The 18,954-nt window shown below is 37.6% G+C and carries 15 protein-coding genes and 1 riboswitch; of the genes, 10 read left to right on the top strand and 5 right to left on the bottom strand.

The annotated features are described in order from the left end of the window. Positions 1–190 precede the first annotated feature (190 nt). The 3 genes from ABE34_RS02375 (at position 191) to ABE34_RS02365 (ending at position 2,458) form a co-directional block, all read left to right on the top strand. A complete protein-coding gene (locus tag ABE34_RS02375) occupies positions 191–655 on the top strand; it encodes an NUDIX domain-containing protein (RefSeq protein ID WP_197140189.1) in 465 nt (154 codons plus the stop codon). After that, entirely contained in the window at positions 639–1,415 is a 777-nt protein-coding gene (locus tag ABE34_RS02370; RefSeq protein ID WP_430982151.1) for an alpha/beta hydrolase family protein, read from the top strand. Before ABE34_RS02375 ends, ABE34_RS02370 begins: the two co-directional genes overlap by 17 nt. Positions 1,416–1,504: 89 nt before the next feature. Beyond that, positions 1,505–2,458, top strand: coding sequence for an MBL fold metallo-hydrolase (locus tag ABE34_RS02365; RefSeq protein WP_197140225.1), 954 nt, complete (start codon positions 1,505–1,507; stop codon positions 2,456–2,458). A gap of 184 nt (positions 2,459–2,642) precedes the next feature. Here the strand turns inward: ABE34_RS02365 and ABE34_RS02360 are convergent, their stop codons facing one another. Together ABE34_RS02360 and pckA are read right to left on the bottom strand one after the other, a co-directional pair. Next, positions 2,643–3,599 carry an alpha/beta hydrolase gene (locus ABE34_RS02360; RefSeq protein ID WP_197140186.1) on the bottom strand — a complete coding sequence of 319 codons (957 nt, stop codon included), beginning with the start codon at positions 3,597–3,599 and terminating at the stop codon, positions 2,643–2,645. A 975-nt stretch (positions 3,600–4,574) separates the two neighbouring features. Beyond that, on the bottom strand, positions 4,575–6,161 hold the full coding sequence (gene pckA, locus ABE34_RS02355; protein WP_079561676.1) for a phosphoenolpyruvate carboxykinase (ATP): 1,587 nt from the start codon (positions 6,159–6,161) through the stop codon (positions 4,575–4,577). 816 nt (positions 6,162–6,977) lie between these two features. Further along, positions 6,978–7,095: riboswitch (SAM riboswitch) on the top strand. A gap of 299 nt (positions 7,096–7,394) precedes the next feature. Between pckA and metK the strand changes: the two genes are divergently transcribed. Continuing rightward, complete coding sequence (gene metK / locus ABE34_RS02350) at positions 7,395–8,591, top strand: methionine adenosyltransferase (RefSeq protein ID WP_197140184.1); 1,197 nt, start codon at positions 7,395–7,397, stop codon at positions 8,589–8,591. Between the two features lie 180 nt (positions 8,592–8,771). On the opposite strand, the gene ABE34_RS02345 is transcribed toward metK, so the two are convergent. Continuing rightward, the gene (locus ABE34_RS02345; RefSeq protein ID WP_197140182.1) at positions 8,772–9,293 is read right to left on the bottom strand and encodes a gamma carbonic anhydrase; all 522 of its coding nucleotides are present in this window, start codon (positions 9,291–9,293) and stop codon (positions 8,772–8,774) included. Between the two features lie 136 nt (positions 9,294–9,429). On the opposite strand from ABE34_RS02345, the gene ABE34_RS02340 reads away from it, so the two are divergent. Both ABE34_RS02340 and ABE34_RS02335 read left to right on the top strand, forming a co-directional pair. Beyond that, positions 9,430–10,236, top strand: a complete 807-nt coding sequence (locus tag ABE34_RS02340) for an alpha/beta hydrolase (protein ID WP_197140180.1) — start codon at positions 9,430–9,432, stop codon at positions 10,234–10,236. A 126-nt stretch (positions 10,237–10,362) separates the two neighbouring features. Next, the gene (locus ABE34_RS02335; protein WP_197140179.1) at positions 10,363–11,871 is read left to right on the top strand and encodes an alanine/glycine:cation symporter family protein; all 1,509 of its coding nucleotides are present in this window, start codon (positions 10,363–10,365) and stop codon (positions 11,869–11,871) included. A 481-nt stretch (positions 11,872–12,352) separates the two neighbouring features. Here the strand turns inward: ABE34_RS02335 and ABE34_RS02330 are convergent, their stop codons facing one another. Together ABE34_RS02330 and ABE34_RS02325 are read right to left on the bottom strand one after the other, a co-directional pair. Further along, entirely contained in the window at positions 12,353–12,931 is a 579-nt protein-coding gene (locus ABE34_RS02330; protein WP_197140178.1) for a tRNA (mnm(5)s(2)U34)-methyltransferase, read from the bottom strand. Then, positions 12,928–13,884 (bottom strand): TIGR01212 family radical SAM protein, encoded by a 957-nt coding sequence (locus tag ABE34_RS02325; RefSeq protein WP_079561670.1) that lies wholly within the window; start codon positions 13,882–13,884, stop codon positions 12,928–12,930. Before ABE34_RS02325 ends, ABE34_RS02330 begins: the two co-directional genes overlap by 4 nt. A gap of 262 nt (positions 13,885–14,146) precedes the next feature. Here ABE34_RS02325 and ABE34_RS02320 point away from each other — a divergent pair, with 262 nt between their 5' ends. The 4 genes from ABE34_RS02320 (at position 14,147) to ABE34_RS02305 (ending at position 18,924) form a co-directional block, all read left to right on the top strand. Further along, a complete protein-coding gene (locus ABE34_RS02320; protein ID WP_197140177.1) occupies positions 14,147–15,325 on the top strand; it encodes an MDR family MFS transporter in 1,179 nt (392 codons plus the stop codon). Positions 15,326–15,473: 148 nt separating this feature from the next. After that, complete coding sequence (locus ABE34_RS02315) at positions 15,474–15,839, top strand: ArsR/SmtB family transcription factor (RefSeq protein WP_197140222.1); 366 nt, start codon at positions 15,474–15,476, stop codon at positions 15,837–15,839. Between the two features lie 57 nt (positions 15,840–15,896). Continuing rightward, positions 15,897–17,621, top strand: coding sequence for a SulP family inorganic anion transporter (locus ABE34_RS02310; RefSeq protein ID WP_197140176.1), 1,725 nt, complete (start codon positions 15,897–15,899; stop codon positions 17,619–17,621). 173 nt (positions 17,622–17,794) lie between these two features. Further along, positions 17,795–18,924 (top strand): IS3 family transposase gene (locus ABE34_RS02305; protein WP_197139965.1). Its coding sequence is split into 2 segments (ribosomal slippage): positions 17,795–18,041 and positions 18,041–18,924, totalling 1,131 coding nucleotides; the frame shifts between segments, so codons are not numbered across the junction. Positions 18,925–18,954 lie beyond the last annotated feature (30 nt).

Below are 18,954 nucleotides of genomic sequence, written 5' to 3'. Positions count from 1 at the left end.
TACACTTTCTAAATATTGGAGTCGAAAAGTAGTGAATTTTATTTGTTGATTGTAGCTACAGGATTACACTATAGTGAAAATAAAAGACCATCACCATAACACCGAAGAGTGCCAATCTCTATTAGTAAGTAATTGATTGGGCTTTTGTGTGTGAAATAAGGCTTTAACATGGACAAAGGAGTTGATGAGCATGTTCTCATTTACAGATTTAAATGGTTTACGAGTGGATTTAAGTTTTATAAGAGGCGAGTTGGACGTTGAGCCTAAGCATGTACTTGTTTTATTAAAGCATGAAAATAAATGGTTATGTACGATTCATAAGCGCCGTGGTGTAGAGGTTCCAGGTGGAAAGCAAGAACTTGGGGAAACATTGGAGCAGGCAGCGGTTAGGGAAGTATTCGAGGAGACTGGTGTTCATGTGAAAAACCTTAGATGGTTTGCTGAATATGCCGTTCATGATGACAATTTATTTTGTAAAACGGTCTTTACTGCACAGTTTGCGGGGCAGGAGGACATTGATTTTGATTTAGAAACTTCCGGGATGACTTGGCTAACAGATGAAGAATTTACTAATCATCCAAATTTAAGTTTTCATATGAAGGATGAAGGAATGAAGAAAATGCTGGAGGAGTTGAAACATTATGACCAATGGTAAAATCGTTAAAAAACGTCCTTATCCTTCGCCCAATCCAGCAATTCGTTTAACGGAAATAACGTATATGTCACAGGGTCTACGTGTGAAGGGATTATTAGCGGAACCAAAGGCAGAAGGTACATATGATGGTTTTTTATATTTACGTGGGGGTATGCAAAGCATAGGTATGGTTAGACCTTCGCGTGTCGCTCAGTTTGCAGCACAAGGCTTTATCGTTTTCGCCCCATATTACCGTGGCAATCGAGGAGGAGAAGGTCGAGATGAGTTTGCAGGAGCTGATCGGTATGACGCTGTATACGCAGTAGATGTACTAAAGCAGTTCTGTAATGATAATATTCATGTCTTTGGTTTTTCACGTGGCGGTATTATGGCACTTTGGACTGCAATCTTACGTAGAGATATTACGTCTGTTGTAACATGGGCAGGAGTATCTGATGCAACAGCTACTTATTGGGAGCGAACAGATATGCGCCGGATGATGAAGCGTGTTATTGGAGGGACACCTAATCGTGTACCAGAGGCTTATGATGCCCGAACCCCACTTTTTGAGGTAGAGCATTTGACAGCTCCCGTTCTTATTATTCATGGCTATCGTGATGAAAATGTAGATATTGAACATGCTAGACAGTTAGAATTTTATTTAAAAGATGCCAATAAAATATACGAAACATGGTATGATCATCGCTACGCGCATCAGTATCCACCTGCCAAAAATCGAGAGACAGTACATGAACTTTGTGAATGGATGAAACAACAATAAGATCTTCAAAGTTTGTCTAGAGAGGAGGCTATTTTTTGAATTACATAAAAAGTAAAAGACTTAAGATTATTATTGTAGGATTAGCATTGATGATAATCGCTTTAACTTTTATTTATTATAAGTTTTTAATACCTTCAGCAGACATGCAGCAATACAAGGAATATTATACTTCGAATACATCGCAAAAAACATTAAACGAAGGTGAGGTAAAGGTCACATTTTTAGGAACATCATCTTTATTATTTGAAGATGGCAACACACAATTAATGATTGATGGTTTTATTTCTAGGCCTTCCTTATTAAAAATGTTACCTTTCAACAATGTAAAAACAGACACAAATACTGTAAATGAAATCTTTCGTAAAATAGGCATTGATCATAATAAACTTCAGGGATTGTTTGTAGCTCATACGCATTATGATCATGCATTAGATGTAGCTTATATCGCTAATCAAACTGGAACGCATATCTATGGTTCGGAATCAGCAATTAATATTGGCCTTGGCAATGGTATAAACACGACACAAATGTCCGTATACGAAGTAAATAAGGCTATGCAGTTTGGTGATTTTACTGTCACAGTCCTTCAATCAAAACATTCGCCAACCTTTGACGAAGGAGAAAAAATAAAAGAGCCACTTAAACAACCGGCGAAAGCTCTAGATTATCATGAAGATTCTTCATATGATTTTTTAATTACGCATCATCATAAAACATTCTTTGTAAAACCAAGTGCTAACTATATAGAGGGGGCATTGGATGGCATTCAAGCGGATGTATTATTTTTAGGAATGGGAGTATTAGGAGCTCAGGATCAAGATTTTCAAAATATGTATTATGAGCAAACTGTCCGGAAAATACAACCGAAACTTATTATTCCAATACATTGGGACAACTTTAATAAACCATTAACAGATGTTCTAGAAGCAATGCCTAAATTTGCAGACAACACAAAAAAAGGATTAGATTTTATTATTCAAAGGACAAAAGCGGATAAAATCGATTTCCAAATACTTCAAGGTTTTCAAAGCATGTATTTTTGATATTTAGAATATTAAAGAAAAGTTGCATACTGTATTTTAGAATTAACTCCATTTTGATTACCTTTTGCAATATGGAGTCTTTTAGTGAAAAATTACTTAGGTAGATCGAAGAACTGCTCGGGTCGACTCAAAAAACCGTTCAGGTGCTTTTTTACAGGCACCTGAACGGTTGATAAAAGGATACTTACTGTGCGTATTTTGCTAAAAAGTTATTAATAGTTTCCCAGTACGAATCACCGGCAACACTTTCTGCACTGCCATGTCCAGCACCCTCAACTATCATTTTTTCCTTCGGTACATTGGCAGCCTCATATACTTCATTTAGCATATAAGATGGCACAAATGTATCATTACTTCCATGAATAAATAGCATCGGCGTTTTCGATTTGGCAACTTGCTCGACAGTATTAGCTTCACCAAGCGTATAGTCAGCTCTTACTTTCGTAACAATTGAAGAGAAGTGCATAATAGGAAAGGCCGGTAAATGAAAGATTTCTTGCAATTGGTAGGAGAATTCATCCCAAACTGAGGAATAACCGCAATCCTCAATTATAGCCTTAACATTATTAGGTAGATCTTCTCCTGAGGCCATCATCACTGTAGCACCTCCCATGGAAATACCATACAAAATAATTTCAGCGTTTTTATCTGCATTGGTAACATTATTAATCCATGAGACTACATCAAGCCGATCGTGCCAGCCCATCCCAATATAGTCACCATCGCTTTTTCCATGAGCTCTTGCATCTGGTATGAGAACATTGTAGCCTGTATCATAAAAATGCTTAGCATACTTTGCCATTTGTGAGCCATCAGATGAATATCCATGGAAAACAATTGCCCATTTATTTGTTTCGTTTGTATTTTTAAGCGTATAGGCATGTAATTTCAAATCATCAAAAGACTTTACATAAGAATCCTGGTAATTCTCCTTAAACCACTTTTCATTCTCTTCTTTTTCTTTTGCTTCCTTAGGATTAACAGCGATTGAATTGTGCGGTGCATCAAGTACAGCAGACTTATCTGTATTAGGATTTAAGGCGAGATTATAAAAATAATTCCCTGCAAAAAATCCAGCACCAACAAACAATACTAATAGAAGACTGACAATGATAATAATCACTTTATACTTTCTTTTCATATATTTCCTCCTAAACTACTATTATGAATTATACACAAAGTTAACAATATGAGAAGTAGAATTCTATAAAATAGGTTAATACAAAAAAGGGGAAAGACTCTAATTGTGCCTTTTATTGTGCTGAAAAAACAAAATAGTTAAGTAAATCTTTGTGATTGTTGTGGCATTTTAAATGTGGGTGATTTCCGTTCCAGGCTACTCGCTTTGCCGCTGACGCTTCGCTTTCGCGCAGAGCAGAGCTTCCTGTGGGCGAGCGCCGAGCCGCTTCCTCCGCTGAAGGAACGAAGGCTAAATGCGTCACGTCCTGTGACAATGCCTTCGTGACCAACATCATGTTGGCCTCAGGGTCTCGCCTGTCTCGCTTTCCCACGGGAGTCGAGTAGCCTTCCACTCCAATCAGCAACAACGTAGAACTTTTATAAAAATAAAAATAAAAATAAAAATAAAAATAAAAATAAAAATAAAAATAAAAATAAAAATAAAAATAAAAATAAAAATAAAAATAAAAATATAAATATAAATATAAATATAAATATAAATATAAATATAAATATAAATTAATGTTAAAGGTGAAAGTAATGCTACTCACCACAATCAATCGGAATAGACTTATAAAAATGAAAGAGATTGTATATCTGTTGTTGATGAAACTTTGCTTTAGTATTAAAAACATTTATTTAATTGAAGAAGCGTGTAAGAAAATATTTGCAAAGTGAAGTGGTTGATTGGAGAGGAGACTGGGCGACTCCTTGGGGATTAGCGTCACAGATGAGACCCTGGAGCGAGCAGCGCGAGTGAAGCGGCTCATCGGACGCCCCCAGGAAGCTCTGCTCTGTGCGAAAGCGTAGTGCTAACGTAGCGGCAGCAACAAAGCGCCCAGTCGGAACGGAAATCAACCCCTCGCTTTGCCAAAGTATAATAGTCTTTTAACAACAAAAAAGGGAACGACTGAAATCGTTCCCTTTGCTTAGAAAATTATTTTAATGGACCACCAAGGTTTGTGATAGCTTCAGAAACATTTGAGAATTTCTTGAAGTTGTCGTTGAATAAACCAGCAAGTTCAGCAGCTTTTTTATCATAAGCAGCTTTGTCTGCCCATGCATCACGAGGATTAAGCACTTCAGTTGGTACACCCTCAATAGTAGTTGGGATGTTTAAACCGAATACTGAATCTTGAATTGTTTCAACATCAGTTAATTTACCATCAATTGCAGCACGCACCATTGTACGAGTGTAAGAAAGCTTCATACGGCTACCAGTACCATATTCGCCACCAGTCCAGCCAGTGTTCACTAAGAATACTTGTGCACCGTGCTCGTCAATTTTTTGACCTAACATTTCAGCATAAACTGTTGCTGGAAGTGGAAGGAATGGAGAACCGAAGCAAGTTGAGAATACTGGTTCTGGCTCTGTTACACCACGTTCTGTACCAGCAAGTTTAGATGTGAAACCGCTTAGGAAGTGGTACATTGCTTGCTCTTTTGTTAATTTACTGATTGGAGGTAATACACCAAATGCATCAGCTGTTAAGAAGATGATTGTTTTTGGGTGACCAGCAACAGATGGATCAACAATATTTTCAATGTATTGAATTGGATAAGCTACACGTGTATTTTCTGTTAATGAACCGTCATCATAGTCACAAACACGAGTTTCTGGATCAACAGCTACGTTTTCTAAAACAGAACCGAAGCGGATTGCGTTGTAGATTTCTGGCTCTTTTTCAGCAGAAAGGTTAATTGTTTTTGCGTAGCAACCACCCTCAATGTTGAATACACCGTTATCAGACCATCCGTGTTCATCGTCACCGATAAGCTTACGGTCAGGATCTGCTGATAAAGTAGTTTTACCAGTACCAGATAAACCGAAGAATAATGCAACATCACCAGCTTCACCAACGTTTGCTGAGCAGTGCATTGAAAGGATGCCTTGTTGTGGTAATAAGTAGTTCATAATACCGAAAATAGACTTTTTGATTTCACCAGCGTATTCAGTACCACCGATTAGGATGATTTTCTTTTCAAGTGATACAATGATGAATGTTTCAGAAGCAGTGCCATCAACGGCAGGGTCTGCTTTGAAATTAGGAGCTGAGATAACTGTGAAGTCAGCAACATGAGAAGCTAATTCCTCTTTAGTTGGACGGATAAATAATTGATGAGCGAACAGATTGTGCCAAGCATATTCATTGATTACTTGGATGCTTAATTGAGAATCTTTGTCAGCACCAGCAAAGCCTTTGAATACGAATAATTCGTCGCGTTCTTTTAAATATTTTACTACTTTTACATATAAGTTATCGAACACTTCAGAAGAAATTGGTCGGTTAACTTTTCCCCAGTCAATTTTATCTTTTGTGCTCTCTTCTTCTACCGTATATTTATCTTTAGGTGAACGACCAGTGTATTTGCCAGTTTCTGCACGAACTGCGCCATCTACTGTTAACATAGCTTCACCACGAGAAGTAGCTTTTTCAGCTAATTGTGGTACTGAAAGTTGAACATTAATGTTACCGCCGCTTAATAATTCCTTCAGTTCGTTTGCAATTTCTACTGAATTCATCGATTAAATACCATCCTTTTTTATAGTATTCCCTTGAGTCTGAGGGAGATTTTCTTAATTTCAAAAATAGTATAACACAATTGCTTAAATAATCTATACTAATTCAGAAATTATTTTTCAGATTTTATTACTTTTCAAGAAAACGACAAAAAGTAAATTGATTCGTTTTGATAATGCTTTTTACCCTATTTATTATAAGTGATTAATCAATCACTTTCGACACAGCAAAATTGTGTTTTAGAAGCTTTTGGCTTACATGAGGTTCGCACAGGATGTGAAGTTTTCAGCTTGTTTTTTATTAGTTGGAGCTTGTCTTCGATTGAAAAGGGGCTACAATCATTTTCATCCACCACATGTTCCGTAGCTGACGCTTTGCTTTCGCTACAAAATGTGCTGTAAAGGGTTACACATATGTTAACACATGATATAAGGTGGAGAGTAGGGATTATTTTGTTTAAATTTACAGCATAATCCAAATGGGTTTCATAATAATCCCATACTTTCTTATTTAAATACAATTTATTATGCCTTGGTATAATTGTAGCTGACGCTTTGCTTTCGATACAGAAAACACTTGTCGCTTTCGCGCAGAAAAACAATGCGTCAGGAATCGGTTTTGTACTTTGGCCTGGGATGTTCTTTGTGCGAAAGCGACAACACGAGAGCCGACATGATGTCGCTTTCGGTAATGCTAAAGGATGTGCACTCTTACACTGAGTTGCTCTATTTTAGCGGGTGTTTGGTCACTCGCTAAAAGAAGTTAAAAATATTTGACAATGTTCGACCTTTTACGTATTATGAGATATTGAACGGATACTCTTATCCCGAGCTGGTGGAGGGTCAGGCCCTGTGAAACCCGGCAACCTGCATGAACTATTTCACGACATGCGCTGGTGCCAACCTGATGCAAGGGAAACCCCTTGAACGATAAGAGTGAAAGGTTACGAAGTCATTATTCCTTTCCTCATGTTAAGTAAGCGTGAGAAAAGGATTTTTTTATTGTTAAAAACGAATGTAAAGGTAAGTATATAGTCCTTTCCTTATTATAATGACGGATCTTTCGACAACCTCGTGTTAAAAGCAGTAGTTGTTTTTTGTGCGAAAGCGCAGTGCAACGTAGCGACAGCAACAACTGCTTTAGAGTTCAATCTATAGGAGCGGGCTTGACATGGGTAATGAGTACCGTATTAATTCGCAAATTTTATTTGTAAAAGTAATAGGAGGAAAACCAAAATGACAAAACGTCGACTGTTTACATCAGAGAGTGTAACAGAAGGACATCCAGACAAAATTTGTGATCAAATCTCGGATGCCATTTTAGATGCTATTTTAGCAGAAGATCCAAACGCACGTGTAGCGTGTGAAACAACAGTAACAACTGGTTTAGTATTAGTAGCAGGAGAAATTACTACTTCTACTTATGTAGACATTAAAGGTATCGTTCGTGATACTGTAGCAGAAATCGGTTATACACGTGGAAAATATGGCTTTGATGCTGAAAACCTAGCAGTACTTGTTGCTATTGGTGAACAATCACCTGATATTGCTCAAGGTGTTGACCAAGCATTAGAGGCACGTGAAGGCTCTATGACAGACGCTGACATTGAAGCAATTGGCGCAGGTGACCAAGGTTTAATGTTCGGTTATGCATGTAACGAAACACCAGAGCTTATGCCATTACCAATTAGTTTAGCGCATAAATTGGCTCGTCGTTTAACGGAAGTACGTAAATCTGGTGAACTAGGTTATTTACGTCCAGACGGAAAAACACAAGTAACAATTGAATATGATGAAAATAATGTACCAGTGCGCGTTGATACGATTGTCATTTCTACACAGCATGACGAAGAAGCTACACTTGAGCAAATTCAAGCAGACTTAAAAGAATTCGTTATTGCTCCAGTCGTTCCGAGTGAATTATTAGATGCCGAGACTAAATATTTCATCAACCCAACTGGCCGATTCGTAATTGGTGGTCCAAAAGGAGATGCTGGTCTAACTGGACGTAAAATCATCGTTGATACATACGGTGGCTATGCCCGTCATGGTGGTGGTGCTTTCTCTGGTAAGGATGCAACTAAGGTAGACCGTTCAGCGGCATATGCAGCCCGCTATGTGGCAAAAAATATCGTAGCAGCTGGTTTAGCAGATCGAGCTGAAGTACAGCTAGCTTATGCGATTGGTGTTGCTCAACCTGTATCTATTGCTGTCGATACATTCGGGACAGGAAAAGTTACGGAAAGTGAAATTGTAAAATGGGTACGCGAGCTATTTGACCTACGCCCAGCAGGGATTATTAAAATGCTTAACCTTCGTCGTGCAATTTATAAGCAAACTGCAGCATATGGTCACTTCGGTCGTACAGACTTAAATGTACCTTGGGAACAAACAGACAAAGCAGACGCATTACAAGAAAAAGCAGGTTTATAAACTATTCAGCTAAAGTAATAAAGTAGCTGGACAAATATTTTAAGATACTATTACAGAAAGGGGCTTAACATGCTATTGCCCCTTTCGTTGTTTTTAACGAAAAAAATAAGCGCCCTATATAATCACGTGGGGATCGGTTGTCCACGCAAACGTGAAGCTGCTTTGATTTAGTTGAAATAACTATTTATTTTTTGGTTGAAGAGATTTATAGTATTGGCCTTTTTCTACATATTCATGTATGATGCGTTCCATATCTTCTTTATCTTCTTCATTTAATTCTCTTACAACTTTTGCGGGACGCCCTAATGCTAAGCTATTTGGAGGAATGATTTTGCCTGGAGGTACAAGGCTACCCGCCCCGATAAATGCACCCTCTCCAATCTCCGCCCCGTCTAATATGATAGAACCCATACCTATTAAGGCTTTTTTACGAATCGTACAGCTATGTAAAGTTACTTGATGTCCGACTGTTACCTCATCTTCAATAATAAGTGGATATTTAGGGCTTTGATGTAAGCAACAGAGGTCTTGAATACTAACTCTTTTTCCGATAATTGTCGGTGATACATCCCCTCGAATAACTGTGTTAAACCAAATAGTTGTTTCAGCACCTATTGTAACGTCACCAGTTACGGTCGCATAATCGGCAATAAATACAGATGGATCAATATTGGGTGTTTTCCCTTTAAATGGATAGATCATGAGAATCGCCTCTTTTCTTTCTATGATGTAATATTATCGTATCAAATACGCAACTTGATGGAAATATTAAATTAAAATGAGCTAGATATTCCGTTATAATTATTGTGTAATTATTTTTTTAGGAGGACTATGTGAAATGTGGAAATGGGAAGCTGATGGACAAGCAAAGGCTGTGGTTGCAATTCTTCATGGTGCATATGAAAATCACCGCTGGTATGCATGGCTTATAGAAAAATTAAGATTGGAAGGCTTCCACATAGTCATGGGGGATTTACCTAATCATGGAGTGAATAAAGGGTTTTCAAATGTTCACGATGAAGATTTTAAAGAATACAACAAATATACAAGGCATTTAATCGAGAATGCTTTTTCGTATAATCTACCTGTCTTTTTAATAGGGCATGGGCTTGGTGCGACACTATTACTACATACCATGCAAAAACGAAAATATGAATGCGCAGGAATTATTTTAACCTCACCATGGCTTCATTTAAAGCTATTGCCAGGTAAACTATCAAATGCTTTAACTAGTTTAAGTGCCCTGACTGCAAATGTGAAGCTGACTCATGAAATTACTATAGAATCATTAACGCGCAGTGTAGAAGGTAGAGGTGAGATGAAGGATGAAGTTCCTTTTTCGTCAGTTGTTTCAGTGAAATGGTATCGAGAACTACAGCAAATGATGCGCAATTTAGTGTTATTGCCTAAGGCGGAATTCCCTAATAGACCTATGTTAGTGATGACAGCTGAAAAAGATAATATTACTGAAACTAAACAAACTCGTAATTGGCTTCATCTGCAGGACTTTACAGAGTTTCAATTTAAAGAATGGGCAAACAGTTATCATAATCTATTTCATGAAGTAGAGCGTGACGAGATTTTTGTTTATATACGTGATTTTATTAATAATGCTCTTCGAAACATTGGCTATATAATTAAGTAGTGAATAACCTCTCCAATTAACTAGAAAATTACTAACTTTTTGTTACTTGAATATAATGTTGTAATTTTCTGAAAAGTGTAATACTATAATGACCTAAAGTATTATTTTTCACATTGGAGGGGTAAAATGGAAGCAATCGTTGGGAAAATGAATGAGATTTTATGGGGACCGTGGTTTATTTATGGCATTTTGTTAATAGGGCTCTTTTTTTCAATCATTACGAGGTTCCTACAAGTAAGACACATTAAAGATATGTTTGTTTTAATGTTTAAAGGCGAAAAATCAGAAAAGGGAATTTCATCTTTCCAAGCAATGTCTATTGCATTATCTGGTCGAGTAGGTACAGGTAATATTGCCGGTACAGCTACAGCAATCGGGATGGGTGGGCCAGGTGCTGTTTTTTGGATGTGGGCAATCGCCTTTATCGGTGCGGCAACTGCTTATGTTGAGTCGACATTAGCCCAAATTTATAAAGAAGAGAAAGATACAGAATATCGTGGTGGGCCAGCTTTTTACATAGAAAAGGGAATGGGGCAAAAATGGTTTGCTGTCATTTTCGCTGTTGCTGCATTAGCTGCCATGTTAGTGTTGATGCCAGGTGTTCAATCAAATGCAATTGCGACAGCTGTTGAAAACGCTTTCTCTGTTGACACTTGGATTACAGGACTTATTATTGTTGTATTATTAGGTACTATTATTATCGGTGGGGTAAAATGGATTGCCAATGCTGCACAGGTCATTGTACCGTTTATGGCATTAGCCTATATTATTATGGCCATCGTCATTATCTCAATGAATATTAAAGAAGTACCAGCTGTATTTTCATTAATTTTTTCTAGTGCATTTGGTGCGCAAGAAATCTTTGGTGGTATTATTGGCTCCGCTATTGCATGGGGGGTTAAACGTGGTATTTATTCAAATGAGGCAGGGCAAGGGACAGGTGCGCATCCGGCTGCTGCAGCAGAAGTATCACACCCTGCTAAACAAGGTATCGTGCAAGCAGCTTCTGTATACATTGATACATTATTAATCTGTTCAGCTACTGCGTTTATGATTTTATTTACCGGGATGTACAATGTACAGGATGAAAAAGCTGCAGAAGGCACAGATTCATATGTTTATGTTGGTGATTTCAATAAAGGTGGTTTAACTGGAGATGAGCAAGTAACATTTGCGAAAAGTATTAAAGAAGGTGCAGCATATACACAATATGCAGTTGACTCTTCATTACCAGGCTTTGGTGGACCATTCGTAGCGATCGCATTATTCTTCTTTGCTTTCACGACGATTATGGCATACTACTACATTGCCGAAACAAATGTAGCTTATTTATTCTCAGGAACTACAGAGAAGGTCGTCATTTGGCTAGCTAAATTTGCAATTTTAATTGCTGCGTTTTACGGTACTATTCGTACTTCTGACCTTGCTTGGGCTATGGGGGATGTTGGATTAGGCCTAATGGTTTGGATTAACGTTATAGCGATTTTAATTATTATGAAGCCTGCTATAGTCGCATTAAAGGACTATGAGAAGCAGAAAAAAGAAGGAAAAGATCCTGTTTTTGATCCTCGTAAACTAGGAATTAAAGGTGCAGATTTCTGGATTGATTATAATGAAAAACGTAAAAATAAATAGATAATAAGATAGGAAGCTATCTAATAGATTGAAAGATTCTATTAGATAGCTTTTTTTATTTTGTCTTTCCCGCGCTATCATGGGATTTTCTCTATTCTAAATTAAAAGGCATGTTCCAATGAGTTATCGGAATCATGCCTTAAATAAATTTATCAAGTGTGTTGATTATCCATTTTTATCTACTCTAATTATTTATAAGGCTCTGATTTCCGCTACGGGCTACACGCTTTGTCGCTGCCGCTTCGCTTTCGCACAGATAAACCATTTGTCGCTGCCGCTTCGCTTTCGCACGAAAAACACTCGCTCCGTACAGGATCTAAGTCTGTCTCCCTTTCCCGCGGGAGTTGAGTAGCCCACTGCTACAATCAGTTTAAAATGGACTTACATTAGCAAAATATCAACCAAAAAACCTTTTATCAGTCAATTATAAACCTATATTTCCTAAATCAATACGCCTGTAAATTTAAATTAAATTTTCTAACTAACTTAAAGGATAATTTTTCATTTTTTCTAAAGCAATTACAAAAGGTGGGTCATTTTGTTGATTTAAAAACTCGTATTTTAATACATGTACATACTTTTGCGGAAGTTGACTGACATAGTCAATGACAGCATCGCGCTCTTCCTTCCCGCCCGGATGACCGTGATAAATGACGAGGACAATAAGACCCCCTATTTTTAGCATCTTTAGCAAATCATCAATTGCTTGTATCGTCGTATTTGGCTGTGTAATGATGTCGTGATCGCTACCAGGCAAATAACCAAGATTAAAAATTGCAGCTGCGACTGGTTTGTGGACATAGTTGACTACTTCTTCATGCCCTCTATGTAAAACAAGTGCACGATGCTCTAAGCCGTTATCTAAAAGGCGATGGAGAGTGGCATCAACAGCGCTCTTTTGAACATCAAAGGCGTATACTTGTCCTTCATCACCGACAAGCTGTGCTAGAAACAATGTGTCGTGGCCATTTCCAGCTGTGGCATCTACTACAGTGTCGCCCTCTTCAACAGTATCTTTTAGCAGCTGTTGGGCATATTGTAAAACGCGTTGTAGCTTCATTTGTCATCCTCAGCTTTATAAAATTTTCCTTGCCAGCTTCCGCGGCGTTCAAGCTCCGCATCAATTCCATTTAATACTTCCCATTTATTAACACTCCACATCGGGCCAATCATTAAATCAATTGGTCCATCGCCTGTAATACGGTGAATAACCATATCTGGTGGTAGAATTTCAAGTTGATCGGCTACAAGCTTTGTATAAACGTCTTGATCTAAAAATTCTAACATTCCTTTTTCGTATTGCTTAACCATTGGTGTACCTTTTAAAAGATGCAGTAAATGTATTTTAATACCTTGTACATCAAGTTTTGCAACTTCACGAGCAGTTTCCATCATCATGTCAGAGTCTTCAAGAGGAAGACCATTAATAATGTGCGAGCATACACGAATACCGTGTTTTCGTAACTTTTCAACACCTTCCACATATGTTGCATAATCGTGGGCACGGTTGATAAGATTGGCTGTTTTTTCATGTACAGTTTGAAGTCCTAATTCAATCCATAAATAGGTACGCTCATTTAATTCAGCTAAATATTCAACTACATCATCTGGCAGACAATCTGGGCGTGTTGCGATGGATAATCCGACAACCCCCTCTTGGGCTAATGCAGCTTCAAATTTTTCTTTTAATACTGGTAGTGGTGCATGTGTATTTGTATACGCTTGGAAGTAAGCCATGTATTTGCCATCCTTCCACTTTTGATGCATTTTGTCGCGTATTTCAGCAAATTGCACCTCGATAGGATCAACTTTGTTGCCCGCAAAATCACCTGAACCTGCAGCACTACAGAACGTACAACCGCCAAAGGCAACTGTACCATCACGGTTTGGGCAGTCAAAGCCTGCGTCTAGTGCTACTTTAAAAACTTTATGACCAAATTGCTCACGTAAATAGCGATTCCATGTATAATATCTTTTCCCGTCTGAAGGAAAAGGAAAATTTGTTTCTGTCATTTATTTCACTCCTCTAACACTATATTTTATCACGTGCTGGTGTTTCCGTCATGAGGGAAGAATTTAATAATATGTGGATGTACTATGAGAGAAGGCAAGCGAAAAGTATATCGACCGTAATAAATCATCAGGAGGACCCCATAAAACTACACAAAAAATATTCTAAAGCATATGTAAAAAGGGTAAATTTATTTTTCTTGTGCTTTTGTATGTTTAAACATAAACTAACTATTTAGAGTAGCGAAATAATGGAGGACATTCTATGCCAAAAAGTGTTTGGTTTTTAATTATCGGAATGCTTGTGAATACGACGGGTAACTCCTTTTTATGGCCATTAAACGCCATTTATATGCATGATTATTTAGGGAAGTCACTCGCGATGGCTGGCTTTGTATTAATGTTGAACTCTGCTGCTGGCGTAATAGGGAATCTCTTAGGTGGTTACTTATTTGATAGAATAGGTGGCTATAAATCAACGATGATTGGCATTCTTTTGACGATTGCCTCATTAATAGCTTTAACGATTTGGCACGGCTGGCCACATTATGTGTGGATTTTAACGATACTCGGCTTTAGTGGGGGTATTGTATTCCCAGGAATGTTTGCTTTAGCTGGAACTGCGTGGCCAGAGGGTGGACGAAAGGCTTTTAACGCAATCTATTTAGCTCAAAATTTAGGCGTAGCAATTGGTCCTGCACTTGCTGGTGTTGTTGCTGCTTACCAATTTGACTACGTCTTTAAGGTCAACTTAGCCATGTATATTTTGTTCTTTTTTATAGCATTTTTTACGTTTAAACGATTAGAAGCTGGGAGCATTGCACCGAAGAATGTCGTGAGTGAAAGTAAGCGAATAATAAATAAAGCACCGTTTTATGCATTATTAATTATAAGTTCTTCCTCTGTACTATGCTGGGTAGCGTATTCACAATGGAGTGCGACTATTTCTGCCTATACACAAGATCTAGGGTTAGGATTGAAACAGTACAGCTTACTTTGGACTATTAATGGGCTACTTATCGTTTTAGGGCAACCGCTAATTGCGCCACTAGTGAAACGGTGGGAAAATAATTTGAAGCGTCAATTAGTATTTGGCGTTACCCTTATCGCAATTTCCTTTGGCATCATTGCATTTGCAAGTGATTTTAAAATGTTTGGAGCAGCAATGGTTGTTTTAACTTTTGGTGAGATGTTTTATACGCCTGCTTTACCTACAATCGCCAATCAGCTTGCACCAAAAGGGCGTCAGGGCTTTTATCAAGGTATTATTAATAGTGCAGCAACAACTGGTCGTATGATTGGCCCTCTATTTGGTGGTATTATGGTCGATCAGTTTGGTATGATTGCACTCGTATTAATTCTAGTAATAATTGTATTGCTGGCGATTATTCCATGCCTTATCTATGATTATCCTTTTCGAAAGAATAATACGGCGACAGATTAATAGATAAATTTAACGGAAATATTTTCAAAACGAGCAAAAACTGTGCGGGAAACACGTTTTTTGTTCGTTTTTTAATGTTTGACATTGAAAGTTAGCTTATAATAGCGTACAATCAACTATACATATTCAAATATTTGAATATATGAATATGATTCATGGAGGGATTTATTTGGAAGATTTGCAGCAATTTAAGGCAGATTTTTTTAAAGCTTTAGCACATCCATTACGAATTAGAATATTGGAATTACTAGTAGATGGTAAGAAAAATGTCAATGAAATTCAAAGCTGCTTAGAAAAAGAGGGCTCAGCTGTTTCTCAGCAGTTAAGTGTATTACGAGGCAAAAATATTGTATATGGAACGAAAGAGGGGAAAAAAGTTTACTATTCTTTAAGCGATCCGATGATTGGAGAATTACTTGGCGTCGCAAAAGAAATTTTCAATAATCACTTAATAAATACAATTACAAGATTAGAAGAAATGACTATTAATGAAGATAATGAAGAGGATATGTAAACTGGGGTTTTTAACGAAACATTTACCTTGCTATTATTTTGAAGGGAAGATTTATAGATGAAGTCACTGTTTACAGGGCGATATGAAGGATATTCTGTTCATCATTTGAAGAAAGATTTAATCTCAGGGACTATTGTCGGTATTGTAGCAATACCACTGGCAATGTCCTTTGCCATTGCGTCAGGTGTTAAGCCTGAGTATGGAATATATACAGCTTTTATTGCGGGCATACTGATTTCTATTTTCGGAGGTTCGAAGTTTCAAATCGGAGGACCTACAGGTGCCTTTGTGCCAATTTTATTAGGGATCGTCATTTCGTATGGCTATGAAAACTTACTTATCGCCGGATTAATGGCCGGGATTATTTTGTGTTTAATGGGTATATTTAAACTTGGCTCATTAATAAAATTTATTCCCCGACCCGTGACGATAGGTTTTACCGCAGGAATTGCAGTGATTATTTTTACAGGTCAAATTGCCAATTTCTTAGGTTTAACAAATATTAAAAGACATGAGTATTTTATTGACAATGTAAAAGAAATTGTTATGCATATTGGTACGGCAAACTTTTATAGTGTTTTAACGGCGATCATAAGTCTTATCATTATTTTAATAACACCGAAAGTTTTACCTAAAGTTCCAGGAGCGTTAGCGGGCATTGTTGTTTCTACACTAGTGGCAACGTTCTTTTTTTCTGGACAAGTTGCCACAATAGCAACAGCCTATGGTCAAATTCCTAATACATTACCGAATTTTGCAATTCCAGATATCACATGGGAGCGTATTCAGTTACTTATTGGACCAGCGTTTGTGATTGCCATGCTTGGTGGAATTGAATCACTTTTATCTGCTGTGGTAGCGGATGGAATGACAAATACAAAGCATAATAGTAACCGAGAACTTGTTGGTCAAGGGATTGCTAATATCGTCACTCCTTTCTTTGGAGGGATCCCTGCGACAGGGGCTATTGCTCGTACTGCGACAAATATTAAAACAGGTGCAGTATCACCCATATCAGGTGTTATTCACGGTGTATTTGTTTTAGTCACTTTATTATTACTTGCGCCTTTTGCTTCACATATTCCACTAGCTAGTATGGCGCCGGTTTTAATGGTTGTTGCTTGGAATATGAGTGAGCAAAAGCATTTTGCACATATTGTTAAATTAAAATCAGGAGATTCCCTCGTTTTAATCATTACGTTCCTTCTTACTGTTTTTACAAGCTTAACATTAGCTGTAGAGGTGGGGCTTGTACTAGCGGTCGTATTATTTGCAAAGCGTATGAGCGAAAAGCTTGTAGTAACAAAGGTTTTACCGGATCATTCGAAAGACAGTGGAAAAGTACAATCACATGTTGTTCATCAAAAACGAGACTGTCCACAAATTAGTATTTATACAGTTGAGGGTCCGCTTTTCTTCGGCGCGGCTCAAACCTTTGAACAGGCAATTGTAAGTTCTATTCAGCACGAACAAAAAGTTTTAGTATTACGCATGGGTAAAGTACCTTTTATGGATTCAACAGGTGAGTCGTATTTTGGTAATGTCATTCGGAATTTTAAAGCACAGGGTGGCACTATTTTAGTTACAGGAGTACAAGGTGAATTAAAAAAGGCACTACAGCACAATGGCTTATATGATGAAATTGGTGAAGATAATTTTTATCCGCATACAGGAGAAGCGATTAATAAAGCTTTAAGCTATTTAGATACAAATAAATGCATTGGCTGTAAACATTTCGCTTTCCGTGAATGTCAGGATTTATCCCGCAATAAGGGGCAGTAAAAATAAAAATAAAAAAACTGCCCCTAATTGCCCGATTGGTGAAGACTAATAATCAGTGAGGTACAGAAAACACCTCACTGATTAAAGTTTCACTTTGGATAGGCTACACTAAGTTGGACAGATAAAATAAGGGGTTGTAAACTTAGACTAATAAAACAAGGGAGCGTGCTGCTATGACACGTCAACGTCGAACTTTTACACCCGAATTTAAACTGCAATTAGTGAAACTTTATGAAAATGGTAAATCTCGTGCAGACATTACTAGAGAATATGATATTACACCTTCTGCGTTAGATCGTTGGATAAAAAATCATAAAGAAACAGGTTCTTTTGATGCCAAAGATAATCGATCAGAAGAAGAAAATGAACTGGCTCGATTACGCAAGGAAAACCAAAGATTAATGATGGAAAATGATATTTTAAAGCAGGCGGCGCTGATCATGGGACGAAAATAGATGTGATTCGAAATAATGCTCACAAATATTCGGTATCAGCAATGTGTGACGTCCTCAATATTCCAAAAAGTACGTATTACTATCATGCCGATTTGTGTAGTAAACGTACGCTAAAAACTGAAGATAAAGAGATTTCCAAAGAGATTGCCCGTATTTTCAAAGAAAGCCGTAATAATTATGGTACGCGTAAAATCAAGAAAGAACTGAGTAAATTACCAGAGCCAAAACACGTATCACGTCGTCGAATTGGTCGTTTAATGAAAGATCTTGGACTCGTATCAAACTATACAGTAGCACAGTATAAGCCGCATAAATCAACATGTAATGAAGCGTCAGTAAAAAATGAATTACAGCGTCAGTTTGAGCAAGAAGAGCCATTGGCTGTCATCGTCAGCGATTTAACATACGTTCGTGTCGGAAAAAAGTGGCACTATGTATGCTTATTTGTCGACCTTTTTAATCGTGAGATTATTGGTCATAGTGCTGGCGCGAATAAAACTGCAGAACTTGTGTATCAAGCGATTGCGAGCATACATGCCAATTTGAATGATGTCAAAATGTTTCATACTGACCGAGGAAAAGAGTTTGATAATAAACTAATTTCAGAGAGTCTTGAAACATTCGGTATCCAACGGTCACTAAGCATGAAAGGTTGCCCTTATGACAACGCTGTGGCCGAAGCGATGTTTAAGGTATTTAAAACAGAATTCGCTAACGGAGCTCATTTCTCTTCTCTTGAACAGCTCGCCCTTGAACTTGATGATTATGTTCATTGGTTCAATAACATTCGAATTCACGGAACACTAGGCTATTTAACACCAGTAGAATTCAAGCAACAGCCCTTATAATTTTTGTCCAGTTTAGTGTTGACATACCAC

The organism is Lysinibacillus sphaericus, assembly GCF_015844675.1.
GTDB classification, from domain to species: Bacteria; Bacillota; Bacilli; order Bacillales_A; family Planococcaceae; genus Lysinibacillus; species Lysinibacillus sphaericus_E.
This window is presented reverse-complemented; position numbering and strand designations above follow the sequence as displayed.